Here is a 15,337-nt window from a genome sequence, read left to right as displayed (position 1 = left end):
ACGAGAAAGCCGATATGTCTGCTCGAACAGAACCGGATACCGTTCATCGACGACTTTGACAGAGGCTGTAGATGAACGGCTGACTTTAACCTGGGGTTGACCGCAGTTTTGTCGTTTAAGCTGAAAGACTAGGCACCGTGATCGCTTTCAATAACTGAAGACGAGCTGCCCACCATTTCTTATCAAAACACCGATTCCGGACCGTGTTACAGCAACTATTGGAGTTTACTGGACAGACAAGCTTTCCTCCACAAGATGACGAGGTCGTGAGCATTTACGAAATGGCTGATACACAGCAAGGCAGGGCAAAGCTGAACGAGCCCGACTCCGCAATAAAGACTTAGCCTACTTCAGTCTTCCGCAGCCGTCACTCTGGTATGTTGAATCTGTAACTTTCACCTCGGTTAACCGTTTCAACGGCTAAAGGCACTTGTTCATGAACCAAACTCCTTTCACTAACGACGATGTCGCGAAACGAGCTCTCGAAGTCATCAATTCACTCTCGACTGAACTGTCGACAACTTACAAAGACTTAGCCGCGGAAGCCGACCGCAGCGGCAAGCTCCTCGACGCCATCAAGAAACAGCAGAAAGAGATTTCATTCCTCAAACAACGCGTTGAGACGCTTGAGAGCACAAAAGCACTAAAGCTTCAACGCCGTTACTGGAAGTTAAAAGAAGGACTCCCCCTCGGGAAGGGAAAGAATGCGTAAAGAAGAGATTGAAGCTGAGCACAAGCGCCTCCGAAAGGTAAAGAAAAAAGCTGATGCCGGCCAGGTTCGTGCCGAGAGCTTTGGCAAGTCCAGCCAAACTCCGATGTTTCGCAATTACCTGACGGGTGTAGGCCCGCTGGTCAAACCGATTATTAAACGCAACGACTACCTTCGTGAATTTTCAAAATTCGAAGAAGATAACGCTTCCGCTATGCAGAAGCTCCTTGTGGAAGCAGAAGAGCTACCAAAAGCCACCGCACAAAATTGGAACACCAAGCGAGAAGCAAAGATCGGAATCATCGCCGATCGCTTTCTCTATGAGTCACTTGAAGTAGCTGCTGATTTCACCCCGATCACACCCGAGAACTTTCGCGAAGTCATTCCTCAGACTGATGTCCTCTTAGTCGTATCTGCTTGGCGCGGACTGAATGAAGAGTGGGTTAATCTACCGCGCAGGACCTCCGGAAAGCGAGAGCTCTTAGAAAAGACAATCATCCCTTTCGCGAAGGATCAAGGAATACCTGTGGTCTTCTATTCCAAAGAAGACCCACCGAACTATGACTCCTTTGTAAGCATGGCCCGTCTTGCAGATCACGTTTTCACTTCTGCCGAAGAGGTTATTCCCAAGTACAGGAAAGATATTCCAGATGGTATTCCTGTTGAGCCATTGCGATTCGGAGTCAATTACAAAATCCACAACCCGCTAGGCTCCATGCGCCATACGGGGCGTGAGCTGGTTTTCGCCGGCTCATGGATGAGCCACAAGTATCCTTCTCGAGCTGCAAGTACTGAGAAGATGTTTGACGGAGCACTTCGCGCAGGACTGCCTTTGTATGTTGTCGACAGGAACCTGGATCTCGACCCAAAGTCTTTTAAGAATTTGGAAAAGTACATGTTCCCCGACCGTTTTGTAGCTAATCTTCACCGGCCGCTACCCCACGATCAGCTGCTCCGTCTGCAGAAGCTTCTTCCTCTGGCATTCAATCTAAATTCTGTCATGGGTAGCCAGACGATGTTCGCGAACCGAGTCGTTGAACTTCTCGCAATGGGAACGCTGCTGATTTCAAACTACAGCGCGGGCGTCAATACTCGTTATCCTTCGGTAGCCATAATGGATACCGAGCTCGACACGCAACAGTTCCTCGAAACCCTGAGCGATGACTACCTCAGGTACTGCCAGGTCGAGGGAATTCGTGAAGTCTTCCTTCATGACACTGCCTTCGACAGGGTTGACAAGATCTTAAATTCCGTAGGCCTCAGCACCCCCACGGACGACCACCGGATTCTCGTTGTTGCAAACAGCCAAGCCGAATTCGAGCAATTCAAACAGTCGCAAGCATCTGATTTTGAGTGCACTTACGTCCCCTCAAGCGAGGCCTCGAATATTAAGGGTTCCGAGCACGGTGACCTAGTCATCTTCGCCAATCGCCTTGAGACTTTCGGCCCTGACATCATCAATGATGCCGTAGCTACATATCGTTACTCAGCACCGGATGCGCTTTACATCACGGCTTTTGACTCAGAAGCCGAAGCTTACGAGCCTACGACCCACGACAATGGCATCTCAAAACCAGCTACTGCTTACTGGATCAACGCCGGAGAAATGGTGGACGATGCCACTGTTGAAACGTCAATGACCATCAAGTCAAGTTTCACCAACAACAGTGGAGCAAAGGAGACCCAACAGGAGGCTGAGCTTTCAGTAATTGTTCCCGCCTACAATAACGGCAAACACTTAATCCATAAATGTTGCCAATCCATTTTCCGAAGCAGCATTAACAAGCTAGCGAAGGTAATTATTGTCGACGACGGCTCCACAGACCCCAAAACACAGGCTACTTTGAGCCTTTTGGAGAAGACGAAGCCTAACGTTGAGGTATTCAGGTTCCCTCCTGGAGGCTCAGGTAGCGCCTCGCGTCCTCGCAACAAAGGACTGGAGCTAACCCAAACTCCGTACGTGACGTATCTCGACCCAGACAACGAACAGGTCAATGACACCTATATTAGGTTGCTGGACCGAGTAAAAGACACCGGTGCTGACTTTGCTATTGGAAACATGGTTCGCTTTAAAGGAAAGCGTAACCGCATCAATAATTCCAAAGAACTCAAAAAGGCAATGGCGAAGAGCGCTGCCCTAGACGGAAATAACGCCGATCTCCTTGAGAAGCTCGGCTTCAAGCCGATGAGTATCCAGGCCCTTGTAGCCAATACTGCTTGGTTGAAGTCCCTCAACCTTGAACAGCCAGTGGGCGCAGTTGGGCAAGATTCTTACTTCTTCCAACAAATGCTGTACTACGCAAGGAAGGTTTCAATCACCAGCCGTGCAGCACATATCTACTATGCCGAAATTTCTACATCTACGGTTAATGCAATTTCGCCGAAGTATTACAGGAAATACCTCCCTCTAGAAGAGGATAGAGCTAAGTGGTTAAAGGAGGTTGGTCTGCTTCGTGCATACCAGGAGGATCGCTTCACCCAGTTCCTTGAGCATTGGTATGTAAAGAAACTAGAGAACGTTGATCCCGATGACCTCGATGAATGCATTGACCTCATCGAGGAGATTAACGGCATCTACGGATTATCGGAGGACTCGAACCCTGAAATCCAACGAATCATGGATAAGGCCCGCGCGCTGAAAAAGTAAGTAGCCCGATCTGGCTCCGTCACCCATACCTTGTGTGTGGCGCAGCCAGATTTACTAATTCCTTCTTTCAACTCGATGAACCAGACTTTTCAACGAACATTTTCTACAGAGCCGAGCCATACCTTCCCGTCCGTCTCAGACTTCTTGTCTAATTGGAATTTCACCAAAGACACCGGGGATATCGAAGCGGAACTGGAAAAAGGAATTCCACTTCGAATGCATTGGAGTTTTAGGGATTCCTCGCAAACTCTGGTTCGGTTCTTGCCGGCACCAGCCGGATATTTCAGGCTCCCTGGCTGGCAAGATGATTCTACTTTTCCGAGGCTTAAGTGCAACATCTTGCTTTTATCGGACCCTACCCTTTTGACAGACGCCGGTCTCAGCCATACTTGGTTTGAATCCACAGAATTTTGCCCGAACCTTGAATCAAGCATCAATTCAATTCTGGGCCGTATAGGAGAAGAAAGCGAGCTCCTGACTTTTGGAGAGCTCTCCAGTGGTTTCGCCGCAATAAAATACGGCGCGGTCAACAATTCTCGCATCATAGCTATAGAGCCCAGTCTTACACGTCACCACCTCCAAGGCTGGGACGACTATGTAGATTCGCTCAGCCCTAAAGAGGCAGATTTAGACTGTGCTGCGACAAAAATTCCAGAAAGCTACTTACAGCGCTTATGGATGTTCACTAATCGCAGGGATATTGAGTACGAGAAGATGACGCTTGCTCCATTTTTGAAAGCTACCCCATTGAGCATTGATCTGAAGCATGTGTCCTTCGCGGTTCAGCCGTCAGACAGGCTGCTCGCCGACAGCTCACTGGAAAGAATCGTCGAAGGAATCGTCTCAACAGACCAGCAAAGCTCCCTCTCAATAGGCCGACTTGAAGTCGAACTCTCCAGTTCAAGAAGGAAGCCATCTTTTGAGCGAGCTCGATTACCTAGAAGGAAAATGGAAATCCTTTTTGATGAAAATTTTTCTTTCACTAACCAGCCGAAATCTTGCACCATAAAATTACGCTCGACCACGGCTCTGAATCACAAGGATCTTATACTACTCTTCGATTTTCACCCCACTAGTGAAAAACTCGCACCCAATGTAGTTTCGCTTGGTTGGTCACCGGGCTTAGGCTCCTTCTTCCATTACGTGGAGAGCCTCACCCCTGACCATGCGACCACGGTTTCAGAGTTGAGCCTTCCAGCGTCGGTAACAGGCTTTCGCCTACGCTTGGCAAGGTGGAATATACCCGATGACCAAGAAATTGAAATTAATCTCGAAGCTGGTTTCGGATTTCAGTCGATGTCAACTTAGGACATGCCCTAGCACCTTTTCAAAATCCCCTACTCGGTAGGTCGAAGGGATTCTTCCTTCGAGCAAAACTCCGAATCTCTTCGTCGAGCTTCCGGTACAGCTCCTTTTCGTAATGAAACGGGGCGCTACCCCATTTGTGATCAGGGTCACTGATCGTATCTGCTAAGCGCACGATCGTAACGCCAAGGTTTTCAAGATGCGCAAGGTAAATAGAAAACACGTTGTTGTAGAACTCAATAGATTTTCCAGCAACCTTCTTATTCTTTTTACCGTGAGTATCTCTTACAGCCCACTCTGGGGCTAACACCAAGAGTCGTTCCTTGAGTTCTAGTTCCTGCAGAATAGCGACGAACATCGTAGCTGCTGCACACCACCGTGCGTAATGCTCTTCTGAGCCAAAAGCAATGAATCTCGCGTCTTCTAGGACGGGCGCTACTCCTTCGACGCGTTTAAGCTCTGCACTGTTAGTAACGACCGTCCCGTCACTGAATTGCCAGACACCAGAACGCTCTATGTTTAGGTCCCACAGGAGCACGTCCACACCGCGCATTTTCCTGAGCTCTTGTAAAAGCGCGCCGGAAGCATCTAAGTCCACCATCTTCTTCTGAAATGCACTAGGGAGGGATAACTCCGGTAAGTTAACGCGCGCATCTGTCCCCACAGAGAGCAAAGAGTTTCTCGCCACATATTTCGCAAGACTATAAGCATGGGGGTCGGCGAACGCCACGGTGTCGCGGCTCACGCAGCCCCCATATACAAAAACTCTCCACACCTCTTTAGACAGGTCAAAAGCCTCTGCCGAATCTTGCATACCGCCCAGCATATAACACTGACACAGACCTATAGCTTTACGGCGCATGGCTCTGCTAGGCACTGGTTGTCTTAACTCGTACTATGGTAAGGAAAGTTGTTTTGGCCAGGAGTTCATTACCGCATGATTAGACGCCGTTCTAGGGGCACACACGCCCAATCTTCCAGTTCTATTGATGTACAAAGCTTAGTTCTGGGCAATGAACTGGAAAAGGGGAAAGAAGCATCAGTCCTAGTGTCTCGCGAGCCACTCGAGACTATTAACGCACTCCCGCGATTTTCAGACTACGTTTCCCAATTATGGAAGCTGCGGCACTTTATTTATTTCGACGCACGTAGCAAAGCATTTAAGTCATCCCGCGATTTACTGCTGGGTAGAGCATGGATCATCATTCAGCCGCTTATCGACGTCATGGTTTATGCGTTTATCTTCGGCGTCATCCTCAAGACTTCTAGGGGAATTGACAACTTTCTTGGATACCTAACAATTGGCGTAATCTTCTTTGGATTCATCACGACTGGTTTAAACAGTGGTACTAAGCTCATTCAAAGTAGTTACGGTCTTATATCCTCATTTTCTTTCCCCAAAGCGGCTCTCCCGATTGCCTTAGTTACAAAGCAGTTCATTGACAACCTTCCTCCCGCAATTATCTCGATTGTTCTGTCTTTCGCTTTCCAGTGGCCACAGGGCCCCACTTGGGAGGTTTTTCTCATTATCCCCCTATATATCCTGGCCCACCTACTAATTTTGGGCGTAATTTTTATCATTGCCCGGCTAACAGCTTTCATCCCAGATCTGAAAGCACTAGTCGGTGTTCTCAGCCGAGCGCTGTTTTTCACCTCAGGTGTGTTTTTCTCTGTCGATAGGTTTAGCGGTAACCCGACGGCGCAAAAAATCATGGAGAACAATCCAGGGTATATCTTCCTTCAAGCGTGCAGAGACGTCACGATCTACAATAAGCTTCCTGATCTATCCTCCTGGGTCCATTTGATTGCTTGGAGTTTTGGGCTCCTTATCATTGGGTTTATATTCTTCTGGAAGGCTGAAGAAAGGTACGCGAGTGTCAAATAAGACCACAGTTGTTGCCAGAAAGCTTGGCAAGTCTTATTTCGTTTCTAAAAACGGATCTAACGTGGGCCTTTTCCGAAGCCGGATGAGAGAAGTTCGCGCGCTCCAGTCAGCATCATTTGTTGCCCACTCAGGCGAATCCATTGGCATTCTAGGAAAAAATGGCTCGGGAAAATCAACCCTTATTCGCCTAATGGCCGGGGCGGAATCCCCCTCTCGAGGAGAGGTATATGTCTCCGCCAAACCGACAATGTTGGGTGTGTCTGCGGCTCTCCAGCGGCAAATGTCGGGTCGCGATAACACGAGGCTAGGGCTACTAGCTATGGGCCTTCAACCTGATGAAGTTAACGAGCTTATTCCTAGCGTAATTGAATGGGCGGACCTTGAAGACGCCATTGATAGACCGCTAAAGACCTACTCATCGGGTATGACAGCTCGCTTGAAATTTGCGATTGCCACGTCAGTCAAACGGGAGATTCTCCTTATTGATGAGGCACTATCAACTGGTGACTCAACATTCGCTGCAAAGGCCAAGGAGCGAATGAACGACTTCTTGGACACAGCCGGAACCGTTTTCTTGGTCTCCCATGGTGCTACTACTATTCAGGAACATTGCTCACGGGCAATTTGGCTTCACGAGGGAGAAATGATTGCTGATGGGCCTGCTCAACAAGTTGCCAAATCTTACCGAGTCTGGGGCAACCGCGCCGCGACCGGGAAGGATGAAGAAGCAGACGCCATCATCGAAAAGATGCGAAGTAAATTCGAAGAGCCAAAGATAATCTTCGACGACGAAGCGGAAAAAGCCCTAAATAAGGGCTCCGCTCAGAAATCGAAATGATCTCTAAAGGTATTAAAAAGTACTACCTCGCTATTGGCTAGAAATTCTAGGTCTTTAGAGCCCCAAGTATGATTTGTTTTTCCTCGGACCTGTAGGAAATTAAATCGATCCGCAGAATAGATGCGCTTTCCGGCCTTAACAAGACTAGAAAGAAAGGCAGAATCTTCACCATTTGTTCTATCTTCAAAACGGTGAGCTTCAAATGTAGAACGAGGGCCAAATAAGGTTGGGCCAGCGACGAAGTCAGTCCAACGATGTTCCTTTACCGAGTTTTTTAACGCAATAATTGAGCTTTCCTCTAAGGACACATACACAGCCTGCTTGCCAACGAGATCAGCCCCAGAAAATTTCAGAGAATAGTACTGATCAAGAAGATAGTGTCGGCCGTATTCATCATCATCATCCATTTTCGCAATGAAGTCCCCAGTGGAAAGCTCAACCAGGCGATTTAAACAATTACCTAGGCTTTCCGCGGAGGAAACCTCCACCACTTTAAGATTTGCAACATTACTTTGCGCTTGCAGTTGAGGAAAATCAACTTCTTGTTCATCAAAACCGTGAAGCGCCAAACACAGTTCAATTTCCACATCACATTGTCGCCCGACTTGCTCAAGCAAATGCCGAATTTGGTTGGGCCGGTTAGTGGAACTAATAACCGAAATCCGCGGCTTTTCAGTCTGCTCGCTAGCGAAACCAAGTGTCTTTTCAAGCACAAACTTAGCTCGCTTTTCATAAGTGTGCTGAGCCCAAATTTTCCGCTGCGCTTTATGAACTATTCGGTCACGCAGTTCTTTCGAATTCACTAGAGCCCGCAGCAGGTGTTGCGCCTCGACTCCATCGCTCACTGTCGGCAGCTCTTCTTTGTTAAAAAAATGATGTATCGCTGCGCTGGGGGTACTTACAACGACAGTTCCGGAAGCCAAAATTTCAAAGACTCTCCTAGAACACATTGAAGTGCTGTTCACAACCGAGTTAACGTTCAGAAATACCTTGTGTTGGCGGTATGCCGACATCATTTTCTTATAAGGCAAGCCGCCAACTACGTACTTATCAAATGGCGCGGGGAACTGATAGCGCTCATCACCACCTGAGTATCGCGAATAGATAGCCAATCCTGCCTGCATCCGTGGAGCCACTGCTGCGGCGGCGCCCAAGAGTAAGTCCATCTGCTCCCTGCGCTCTCGGAACTTGTGCTTAAAATACATACCCGCAAAAGCAATATCTCCAGGCTTTTCATCGCCGCTGAGCCGGATGGGATTATGCAGCTTTGGCTGGGCTGCAAAAGGCAGACAATAGATCCTGTCATGCCCTAATTCTTCGATATATTCAGGAATTTTTTCTTCGGCGGTGGTAAAAACTACGTCGAAAAGCTTTGCTGTCCCCAAGAAATCGTGGAAATGAGGCGGATCCTCCTTATTCCAGAAGGCCGTCGGAATCCCCCAACGTTTGCATACTCTAACGAGCTCTCCCAGCTTTTCAGAGGGAGCGTTCTGTCCTGCGAGTTGATATTTCCACTTTCCGTTGTTTCCATTCCAGGAAGACTCTACGAAAAGAAGGTCAATTTTCGGCGAATTCCCATCAGCCAGTTGTGACTCAAATTTTTCTGGGTCGAGGGGAATAGTGTGGAATTCTTCACTCCATACCTCGAGGGAAAAATCATCCATGATGACTCCAACTTTTACAGAGCCAAAGCTTTGGCTTTTAAAACTTGGAGGAAGTGGCTTTACATGTAGTGGGTCGTGAGCAGTCCTCAAAACCAGTTTGTTATTTAATAGCCTGAATGCCTTCTGCCGAGTATTGCGAATTCCATTCGCCTTTGTATTTCGAACTGCCTTAGTAAGGCCACTGCGAACAGTGGTCAAATAGTATTCAAAATTCATCTACTTACCTCCAGTCAGTTCGCTATACAACGCTTCTAGTTTCTTCACGTTATATTCCCAAGTTCTGGTTCGCAGCCACTGGTCAATTCGTTCTTGGTCTATCTCGACGCTGCCGTCAAGAATCATCTTTATCTTTCTTACAAAATCTTCCAATTGCTCGGGTGCAAAATAGACCGCAAATTCTCCAGTGACTTCATGAAGTGCTGGGAGATCTGATGCCAAGACTGGAATTCCTACTCGCATGGCTTCTAGGGGTTTGATTGGAGTTACCCTCGCAGTAACTAGGCTAGAAATTCGTGGTACAACAAAAACGTCAAGCGCACGATACCACTCACCTATCGATTCAGTTGGTTGCTTCCCAGCGAAAACTACCCTGTCGTGTACTCCCAATGATCTGGCGAGTGCTTCAAGTCGGCGTCGCTCTGTTCCATCACCTACAAAAAGAGCATTAACTTCCACTGGCAGGTAGGGCAATGCCCGTATAACGATAGATAAGCCCTCGTAGTGCACAAGACTAGACACGGTCCCGATATATATCTTGTTGTTATCGAGCAATGATGAAACAAGCTTTTGGGCCGAATCATGGCCTTCCGTGGCTTTACCGCCTTCAGGCAGACTATTCGGAATTACCCAAGCCAGGCGTGGGTCAATTCCATTTGAAACAGCATATTCTTTTGCCACCTCACTGAGAAAGATGGCACTGCCCGCTTTCCTCGCCGCTTCCATTTCTTTTTCGTGGGCATAGTTATAGTATCTGGACGCAGCAGCCGCTTTACTTTCCGCGTCTTCAAACTGGCTTAGCCACGTATTCTCCCGCTCTCCTCTCACTTCATAAACCCACGGAATCGAAAGCCGCTTCGCCACCTGAGATGCTACGTATGCATTTCTAAAATCAGTAGTTGTATGAATGACTCCGACCTGCTCTGACTCAGCAATTTTCGTCAGTTCTCGAATTTCCTCTCGAGCACGAAGCCGACTGCTAGGAAAGAAAAACCGCGGAATAATCCGACGATAAGTAACACCGCTGAGAACATCCTCTTGAGACCTTGGGATGCGGCCCACGACCACAGGATAGCCAAGACGGGTAACGCAAATTATCTTTCTTGAGTTTGTTTTGTTATATGCCCTGAGCATCCCATGAGTCCGCACGGTGTAACCCGATTGTGTATAGGGCATCGAATTATTTGCAAAATACAGCACTGCCTTCCGCTCATCTTCGGAGCGCCGCATGCTTCGATGAATTTGTCCCGGCAATTCATAATTACGCGGTTCCTTGGTACTCCAAGAAGGCACAGAAGTTTCTTTTCGGGAGGTCTCCCAAAGACGAATCCCAAACCGCTGCTGTACCTTAAGGCAGAACTCGACGGGATTTTCCCACAAGAGGCTGACGATGGTTGACGGAAGGGAAAAGTAGGGACGAAGCCACATCCTACCTATCTCCAAGAACGTGATGGATGAATGAATGAAGCTTTTCTGGGGCGATTTTAGTTCTTTCTTTTTCGACCCATTCTCTGCCGAGACTTCCTACACGGAGTTGACCAGGATCTTTCGCTAACCGTACCCACAGGGCGGCAAGCTCTTCGGGCTTCTCAGGAGGAACAACTTCACCTGCATTGCAGCTTTCAATGATCTCCGCGGCTTCTCCCGCCACTACACCGGAAATGTGCAGGCCGGATGACATTAACTCATAAGTTTTTGAAGGAACGGCTCGCTCTAGAGGCTCCCAATCGGTTAGATGCACTAATGCAGTATCGGCCCACTCGTAATGCTCATCGAGCGCATCAGCTGGCCGGCGAAAATAGAATTCGGCATTAACCTTGAGTTGCTCGGCCATTTCGCTCAAAGCTTCTTTCGCAGCCCCGGCACCCACAAATCTCAAATGAACGTCAACGCCCGCGGTAGCGGCTATCCTCGCCGCTTCAACGGCATTGGCAAGGTTTTGGGCTCGACCGATGGTCCCTGCATATAGGACATTCAAAGCCCGCTTGCCGTCTTCACTCACATAATGGTGTACAAAATCAGTCCGTGAGGGGAACACATTCCGGATAGTTACTAGGGGTATTTCACGGCCACTATTGGAAAATCTGCTCCTTAGGTTTTCCTCCAAATGGCTTGAGGTCACCATCACTCCGCTCGAATGTTCAAGAACCCAGTTAACCGATCGGTCCGTCAACCATGAAGCACCTTGTAGAGGTCCATGCGAAAGGAGTAACTCTCGAAACGAGCGGGAACCGACGCTTCTATTCCACTGATCAGATTGAGAAAGAAGATCCGGCCAGGCATCGCGCAAATCAACTACGTACGGAGTACGCAAGACCTTCGACGCAAAATAAGTAACTACTGCAGTAGGCAATGCAGGTACAGTACCGATGATTACATCTGGCTTTTTAGAAGAACGGCCAAAACTTAAAACGGACAGTTTTAGCACCATGCCTATGGCAACCGTAAGCTGATTCAGCGCCTTCTGCGTTAATGAATTTCCGCTTGGAATGAAAAAGGTTCGATGAATCCTTTCACCTGAGGGACCAAGCTCTAATTCTTTCCAGCCACGTCCAACAACCTGTCTCACCCAAGCAAAAAGCTTCAGATTCCTACGATAGTGCGGAGGTGGCGCGATGACTTCAAGTGCAAATTCGTCCCTAAGTAGATCTGAAAGCCAAGTCCAACGCCGTTGAGGTACGCCATTTTCCGGATACCAATACTGCGATATCACCAGAATTCTCAAGAAAGGCTCCCACCTTCGCTCAGACCAAAAGGGAACTAATATTCTAACCAAAAGTGTCTACTCAAAGACCATTTTGCGCCTATTAGAACAGTATAAGCCACGGTTTCAAAGGAACGTGGCCTGGGGAGTGCTTCAACTTTATAAAGAGACTGGGAGGCACCAAACTATTTTAGCGCCTCCCAGTCGTTCCTATTAAGAGCGCCAGATACCCTTAGTGTCAATAACTGACTTCCCCTCAAGCAGGGAAGTGTCCATCTGGAGAAACTCCTTGTGGTTAACCAAGAGTAGAACCACATCTGCATCTTGTACTGCAGCTTCTAGTTCCTGCTTTTTCAGGTTAGGTACCGAAGAAAGCGAATCAGGCAACTCCGCAACATTCGGTTCGACTACTCGGATGTCTAGATCTGGGTTCTCCTCACCAAGCGATTTCACAATATTCAGCGAAGGGGACTCTCGAAGATCGTCGATATCGTTCTTAAAGGCAATACCAAGCGCCGCAACCGTAGAGCTCTCTTTGCCTTCAAGCGCAGCCTTAACTTGCTTAATTACCCAGGCTGGCTTCCCATCATTAACGTCTCGAGCCATCTTGATAATCTTCGCTTCTTCAGGAACGGAAGACACGATGAACCAAGGATCGACTGCAATGCAGTGACCGCCAACTCCAGGACCTGGCTGCAAAATATTTACTCGCGGATGGTGGTTAGCCAGTTCGATGAGCTCCCATACGTCGATTCCCAAGCGATCGCTGATCAGCGACAGCTCATTAGCGAATGCGATGTTCACATCCCTAAAGGAATTCTCAGTAAGCTTGGCCATCTCAGCTGTTGTGGCATTCGTCTGCAGCAATTCAGCAGTACAGAAGGTGCCATACAAATCAACAGCAAGCTGGGTACCCCGAGGGGTCAAACCACCGATAACGCGGTCGTTGTTTTCCATCTCTTCCATAATCTGCCCCGGTAGCACTCGCTCCGGACAGTGCGCTACGAAAATTACATTTTCGTCATCTTCGTCAAGAGACAGGTCGGGGCGAAGTTCGAGGATGTAATTCGCCATATCCTCGGTAGTTCCTGGAGGAGAAGTAGACTCCAGAACAACCAATGCACCGGGACGCAGGTGCGGGGCCATAGCCTCAACCGCGGAATTGATGAACTTGGTATCAACCTTGTGGTCTTCCTTGAAAGGAGTAGGAACGCAGACGATATATGCATCCGCTTCAACCTGTTCGGTCTGAGCTACCAAGTACCCTTCATCTACAACTCGCTTTAGAAGAACATCGAACCCTGGTTCAAAGAAAGGCACTTCCCCTTTGTTGATTGACTCTACGAACTTAGAATTCACATCAACGCCGGTGACATGAACTCCTTTAGAAGCAATGAACGCAGCGGTGGGCAATCCGATGTAACCCAATCCGACCACACAAACTTTTTCAAATGCCTGAGGAGACTTTTCAGAATGCATGAATACCTTTCTCGAATACTTTCAAACCCATACCCTACACGGAATGTAAACCTCGCTCAGCAGGAACGGGTGCAGAAATTCAGCTGAGCCGCCACACTCCTTTCCACAACCTTATTTATTAGCCTCTTACAGGCGATTTGTACCGAGCCCACCCATACCTATATAGTTAATTCTCGTTGCACAGAGAACAGCAAGTTCGACGTACAGCATACGCATAATCCTCCATAGCTCAGTTGGCAGAGCATTCGACTGTTAATCGAAGGGTCACTGGTTCGAGCCCAGTTGGAGGAGCAAAGTGCAAGCCCCCTTCCGCCAGCGTAATCGCTGGCGGAAGGGGGCTACGCTTTGTGACCTATAAAGTCGTTAAGCCCTCGTTTACGGTGGTTTCCAGTACCGTGTGTCGTGGAAATGCATGACCGTTCAGGGTTAAGTAACAAGACGGGGTGCGGGAAATGCTCCAAGCTTTCATCCACATCCGCAAAAGCCCCGTTACCTTGTGAGTGTCCCCGATAATGGGGATAGTCGCTGGTCCCGGTATGGCTTACCTGCCCTGTAGTTTCCATAATCCGGGGGGTGTTGCCGCCGGGTGCCAGGACTTTCGATGACAGCTGATAGGGACACGGCCAGTTTTAAACTAGGTCTCTTTGTAACGTGGGTGCTTGCAACGAAGGTCATGACACCAGCGACTGGAACAACGCCATACCCATCTCGTTTTCTAGGAGCTCATCATGTCTCCGGAGCATTCCATCGACATATTCCTTGGGTTAGACGTCGGCAAATCTGAACACCACGCCTGCGCCTTAGACCGTGATGGCAACAAGGTCTTCGACAAACCGTTGCCTCAACTCGAATCCGAACTAGCAGGCGTTTTTCACCAGCTTCAGAAGCTTGGCACCGTGCTCGTGATCGTCGACCAACCCAACACCATCGGCGCACTACCGATTGCTGTAGCCCGGGACTGCGGTTGCGAAGTCGGATACCTGCCAGGTCTTGCGATGCGCAAAGCTGCAGATCTCTATCCGGGACGTGCAAAAACAGACAAACGCGACGCATTCATCATCGCCGACACCGCCCGCACAATGCCCCACACGCTACGTGCCGTCGACCGCAATGATGAGGTACTCTCGGGCCTGGCCCCCGGAAAGTAGACACGTCGGGGGTTAGCTATGCTGCTTGGGTCAGTGTAGTTGATGTGAGTGCTTCGAAGGCATCGGGGGCTAGAAGATTGCACCAGGAGTGCCGTCTGCGCGTGTTGTAGCGCATGCACCATCGGAAGACTTCTTGGCGGCAGATGATGGGATTGTCAAAGACTTTCCGATCACGCAGAACTTCACGCTTTAGGGTGGCGTTAAACGATTCTGCCAGGGCATTATCGGCACTCGTTCCCACCGCTCCCATGGATTGGCGAACACCAAGTACAGCGCAGTGGTCCCTAAATGCCTGTGAGGTGTACACACTGCCGTGATCGGAATGGAAAATTGCCCCTTTAAGGCTTCCGCGGACCTTTCTGGCATGAGACAAAGCTTCGATAACCAGCGATACCCGCATGTGATCGGCGAGTGCATGACCGACAAGTTTGCGAGAGTAGACGTCGATGACCGTGGCAAGGTACATGTTTTTGCCACCCTTACACGGCAGGTACGTAATGTCGCCAACATAGACGTGGTTTGGCCTGTCAGCGGTGAATTTGCGGCCCACTAAATCTGGCATGACGCGGTGACCAGGCTTACGCCTGGTAGTGACACATCGACGCCGTTTACTAAAGCCTTTCAGTCCCATGGATTTCATGATGCGTGCGACCTTCTTATGGTTGATCGGGCCGAAGTCCGTATCGTCGTTGAGGCTTGCAGCGATGCGTTTAGCACCATAAAGCCCGTGCTCATCATCGAA

The 15,337-nt window shown here is 49.0% G+C and carries 11 protein-coding genes, 1 tRNA gene and 1 pseudogene; 7 read left to right on the top strand and 6 right to left on the bottom strand.

The genetic code is table 11. The annotated features are described in order from the left end of the window. Positions 1 to 436: 436 nt before the first annotated feature. Genes QP909_RS00065 through QP909_RS00055 form a run of 3 tightly spaced genes read left to right on the top strand, consistent with a single transcriptional unit; the run spans position 437 to position 4,664 of the window. Entirely contained in the window at positions 437 to 712 is a 276-nt protein-coding gene (locus QP909_RS00065) for a hypothetical protein (protein ID WP_284765686.1), read from the top strand. After that, the gene (locus QP909_RS00060) at positions 705 to 3,356 is read left to right on the top strand and encodes a glycosyltransferase (RefSeq protein ID WP_284765685.1); all 2,652 of its coding nucleotides are present in this window, start codon (positions 705 to 707) and stop codon (positions 3,354 to 3,356) included. Before QP909_RS00065 ends, QP909_RS00060 begins: the two co-directional genes overlap by 8 nt. 36 nt (positions 3,357 to 3,392) lie before the next feature. Continuing rightward, positions 3,393 to 4,664, top strand: coding sequence for a hypothetical protein (locus tag QP909_RS00055; protein WP_284765684.1), 1,272 nt, complete (start codon positions 3,393 to 3,395; stop codon positions 4,662 to 4,664). A gap of 19 nt (positions 4,665 to 4,683) precedes the next feature. Here the strand turns inward: QP909_RS00055 and QP909_RS00050 are convergent, their stop codons facing one another. Beyond that, positions 4,684 to 5,475: a DUF6270 domain-containing protein gene (locus tag QP909_RS00050; protein WP_284765683.1), complete on the bottom strand. Its 792-nt coding sequence runs from the start codon at positions 5,473 to 5,475 to the stop codon at positions 4,684 to 4,686. A gap of 123 nt (positions 5,476 to 5,598) precedes the next feature. Between QP909_RS00050 and QP909_RS00045 the strand changes: the two genes are divergently transcribed. Both QP909_RS00045 and QP909_RS00040 read left to right on the top strand, forming a co-directional pair. Further along, positions 5,599 to 6,546 (top strand): ABC transporter permease, encoded by a 948-nt coding sequence (locus QP909_RS00045; RefSeq protein ID WP_284765682.1) that lies wholly within the window; start codon positions 5,599 to 5,601, stop codon positions 6,544 to 6,546. After that, positions 6,536 to 7,384, top strand: coding sequence for an ABC transporter ATP-binding protein (locus QP909_RS00040; RefSeq protein ID WP_284765681.1), 849 nt, complete (start codon positions 6,536 to 6,538; stop codon positions 7,382 to 7,384). The genes QP909_RS00045 and QP909_RS00040 overlap by 11 nt, the downstream gene beginning before the upstream one ends. Here QP909_RS00040 and QP909_RS00035 read toward each other — a convergent pair. From QP909_RS00035 to wecC, 4 genes are all read right to left on the bottom strand, one after another. Further along, positions 7,369 to 9,048, bottom strand: coding sequence for a glycosyltransferase family protein (locus tag QP909_RS00035; protein ID WP_284765680.1), 1,680 nt, complete (start codon positions 9,046 to 9,048; stop codon positions 7,369 to 7,371). The two genes, QP909_RS00040 and QP909_RS00035, sit on opposite strands and share 16 nt — an antisense overlap. A 216-nt stretch (positions 9,049 to 9,264) precedes the next feature. Beyond that, positions 9,265 to 10,692 carry a glycosyltransferase family 4 protein gene (locus QP909_RS00030; RefSeq protein WP_284765679.1) on the bottom strand — a complete coding sequence of 476 codons (1,428 nt, stop codon included), beginning with the start codon at positions 10,690 to 10,692 and terminating at the stop codon, positions 9,265 to 9,267. A gap of 1 nt (position 10,693) precedes the next feature. Further along, complete coding sequence (locus QP909_RS00025; protein WP_284765678.1) at positions 10,694 to 11,989, bottom strand: glycosyltransferase family 4 protein; 1,296 nt, start codon at positions 11,987 to 11,989, stop codon at positions 10,694 to 10,696. A 192-nt stretch (positions 11,990 to 12,181) separates the two neighbouring features. Beyond that, positions 12,182 to 13,447: a UDP-N-acetyl-D-mannosamine dehydrogenase gene (gene wecC, locus QP909_RS00020; protein ID WP_284765677.1), complete on the bottom strand. Its 1,266-nt coding sequence runs from the start codon at positions 13,445 to 13,447 to the stop codon at positions 12,182 to 12,184. 218 nt (positions 13,448 to 13,665) lie between these two features. Here wecC and QP909_RS00015 point away from each other — a divergent pair. Continuing rightward, a tRNA-Asn gene (locus QP909_RS00015) sits at positions 13,666 to 13,738 on the top strand. 437 nt (positions 13,739 to 14,175) lie between these two features. After that, positions 14,176 to 14,580: pseudogene (locus QP909_RS00010) on the top strand (IS110 family transposase); the annotation flags it as partial. A 31-nt stretch (positions 14,581 to 14,611) separates the two neighbouring features. On the opposite strand, the gene QP909_RS00005 reads toward QP909_RS00010, so the two are convergent. Then, a partial coding sequence (locus tag QP909_RS00005) for an IS3 family transposase (RefSeq protein ID WP_284765676.1) occupies positions 14,612 to 15,337 on the bottom strand: 726 nt, incomplete at its 5' end.

It is taken from the genome of Corynebacterium sp. MSK195 (assembly GCF_030228885.1).
Classification (GTDB): domain Bacteria; phylum Actinomycetota; class Actinomycetes; order Mycobacteriales; family Mycobacteriaceae; genus Corynebacterium.
Note: the sequence above shows the minus strand (reverse complement) of the source record. Positions and strands in the feature narration are given on the sequence as shown.

Coding starts and splice junctions, on each gene's coding strand:
- QP909_RS00065 (WP_284765686.1), top strand. CDS start 437: ATGAACCAAACTCCTTTCACTAACGACGATGTCGCGAAACGAGCTCTC.
- QP909_RS00060 (WP_284765685.1), top strand. CDS start 705: ATGCGTAAAGAAGAGATTGAAGCTGAGCACAAGCGCCTCCGAAAGGTA.
- QP909_RS00050 (WP_284765683.1), bottom strand. CDS start 5,475: ATGCAAGATTCGGCAGAGGCTTTTGACCTGTCTAAAGAGGTGTGGAGA.
- QP909_RS00045 (WP_284765682.1), top strand. CDS start 5,599: ATGATTAGACGCCGTTCTAGGGGCACACACGCCCAATCTTCCAGTTCT.
- QP909_RS00035 (WP_284765680.1), bottom strand. CDS start 9,048: ATGGATGATTTTTCCCTCGAGGTATGGAGTGAAGAATTCCACACTATT.
- QP909_RS00030 (WP_284765679.1), bottom strand. CDS start 10,692: ATGTGGCTTCGTCCCTACTTTTCCCTTCCGTCAACCATCGTCAGCCTC.
- wecC (WP_284765677.1), bottom strand. CDS start 13,447: ATGCATTCTGAAAAGTCTCCTCAGGCATTTGAAAAAGTTTGTGTGGTC.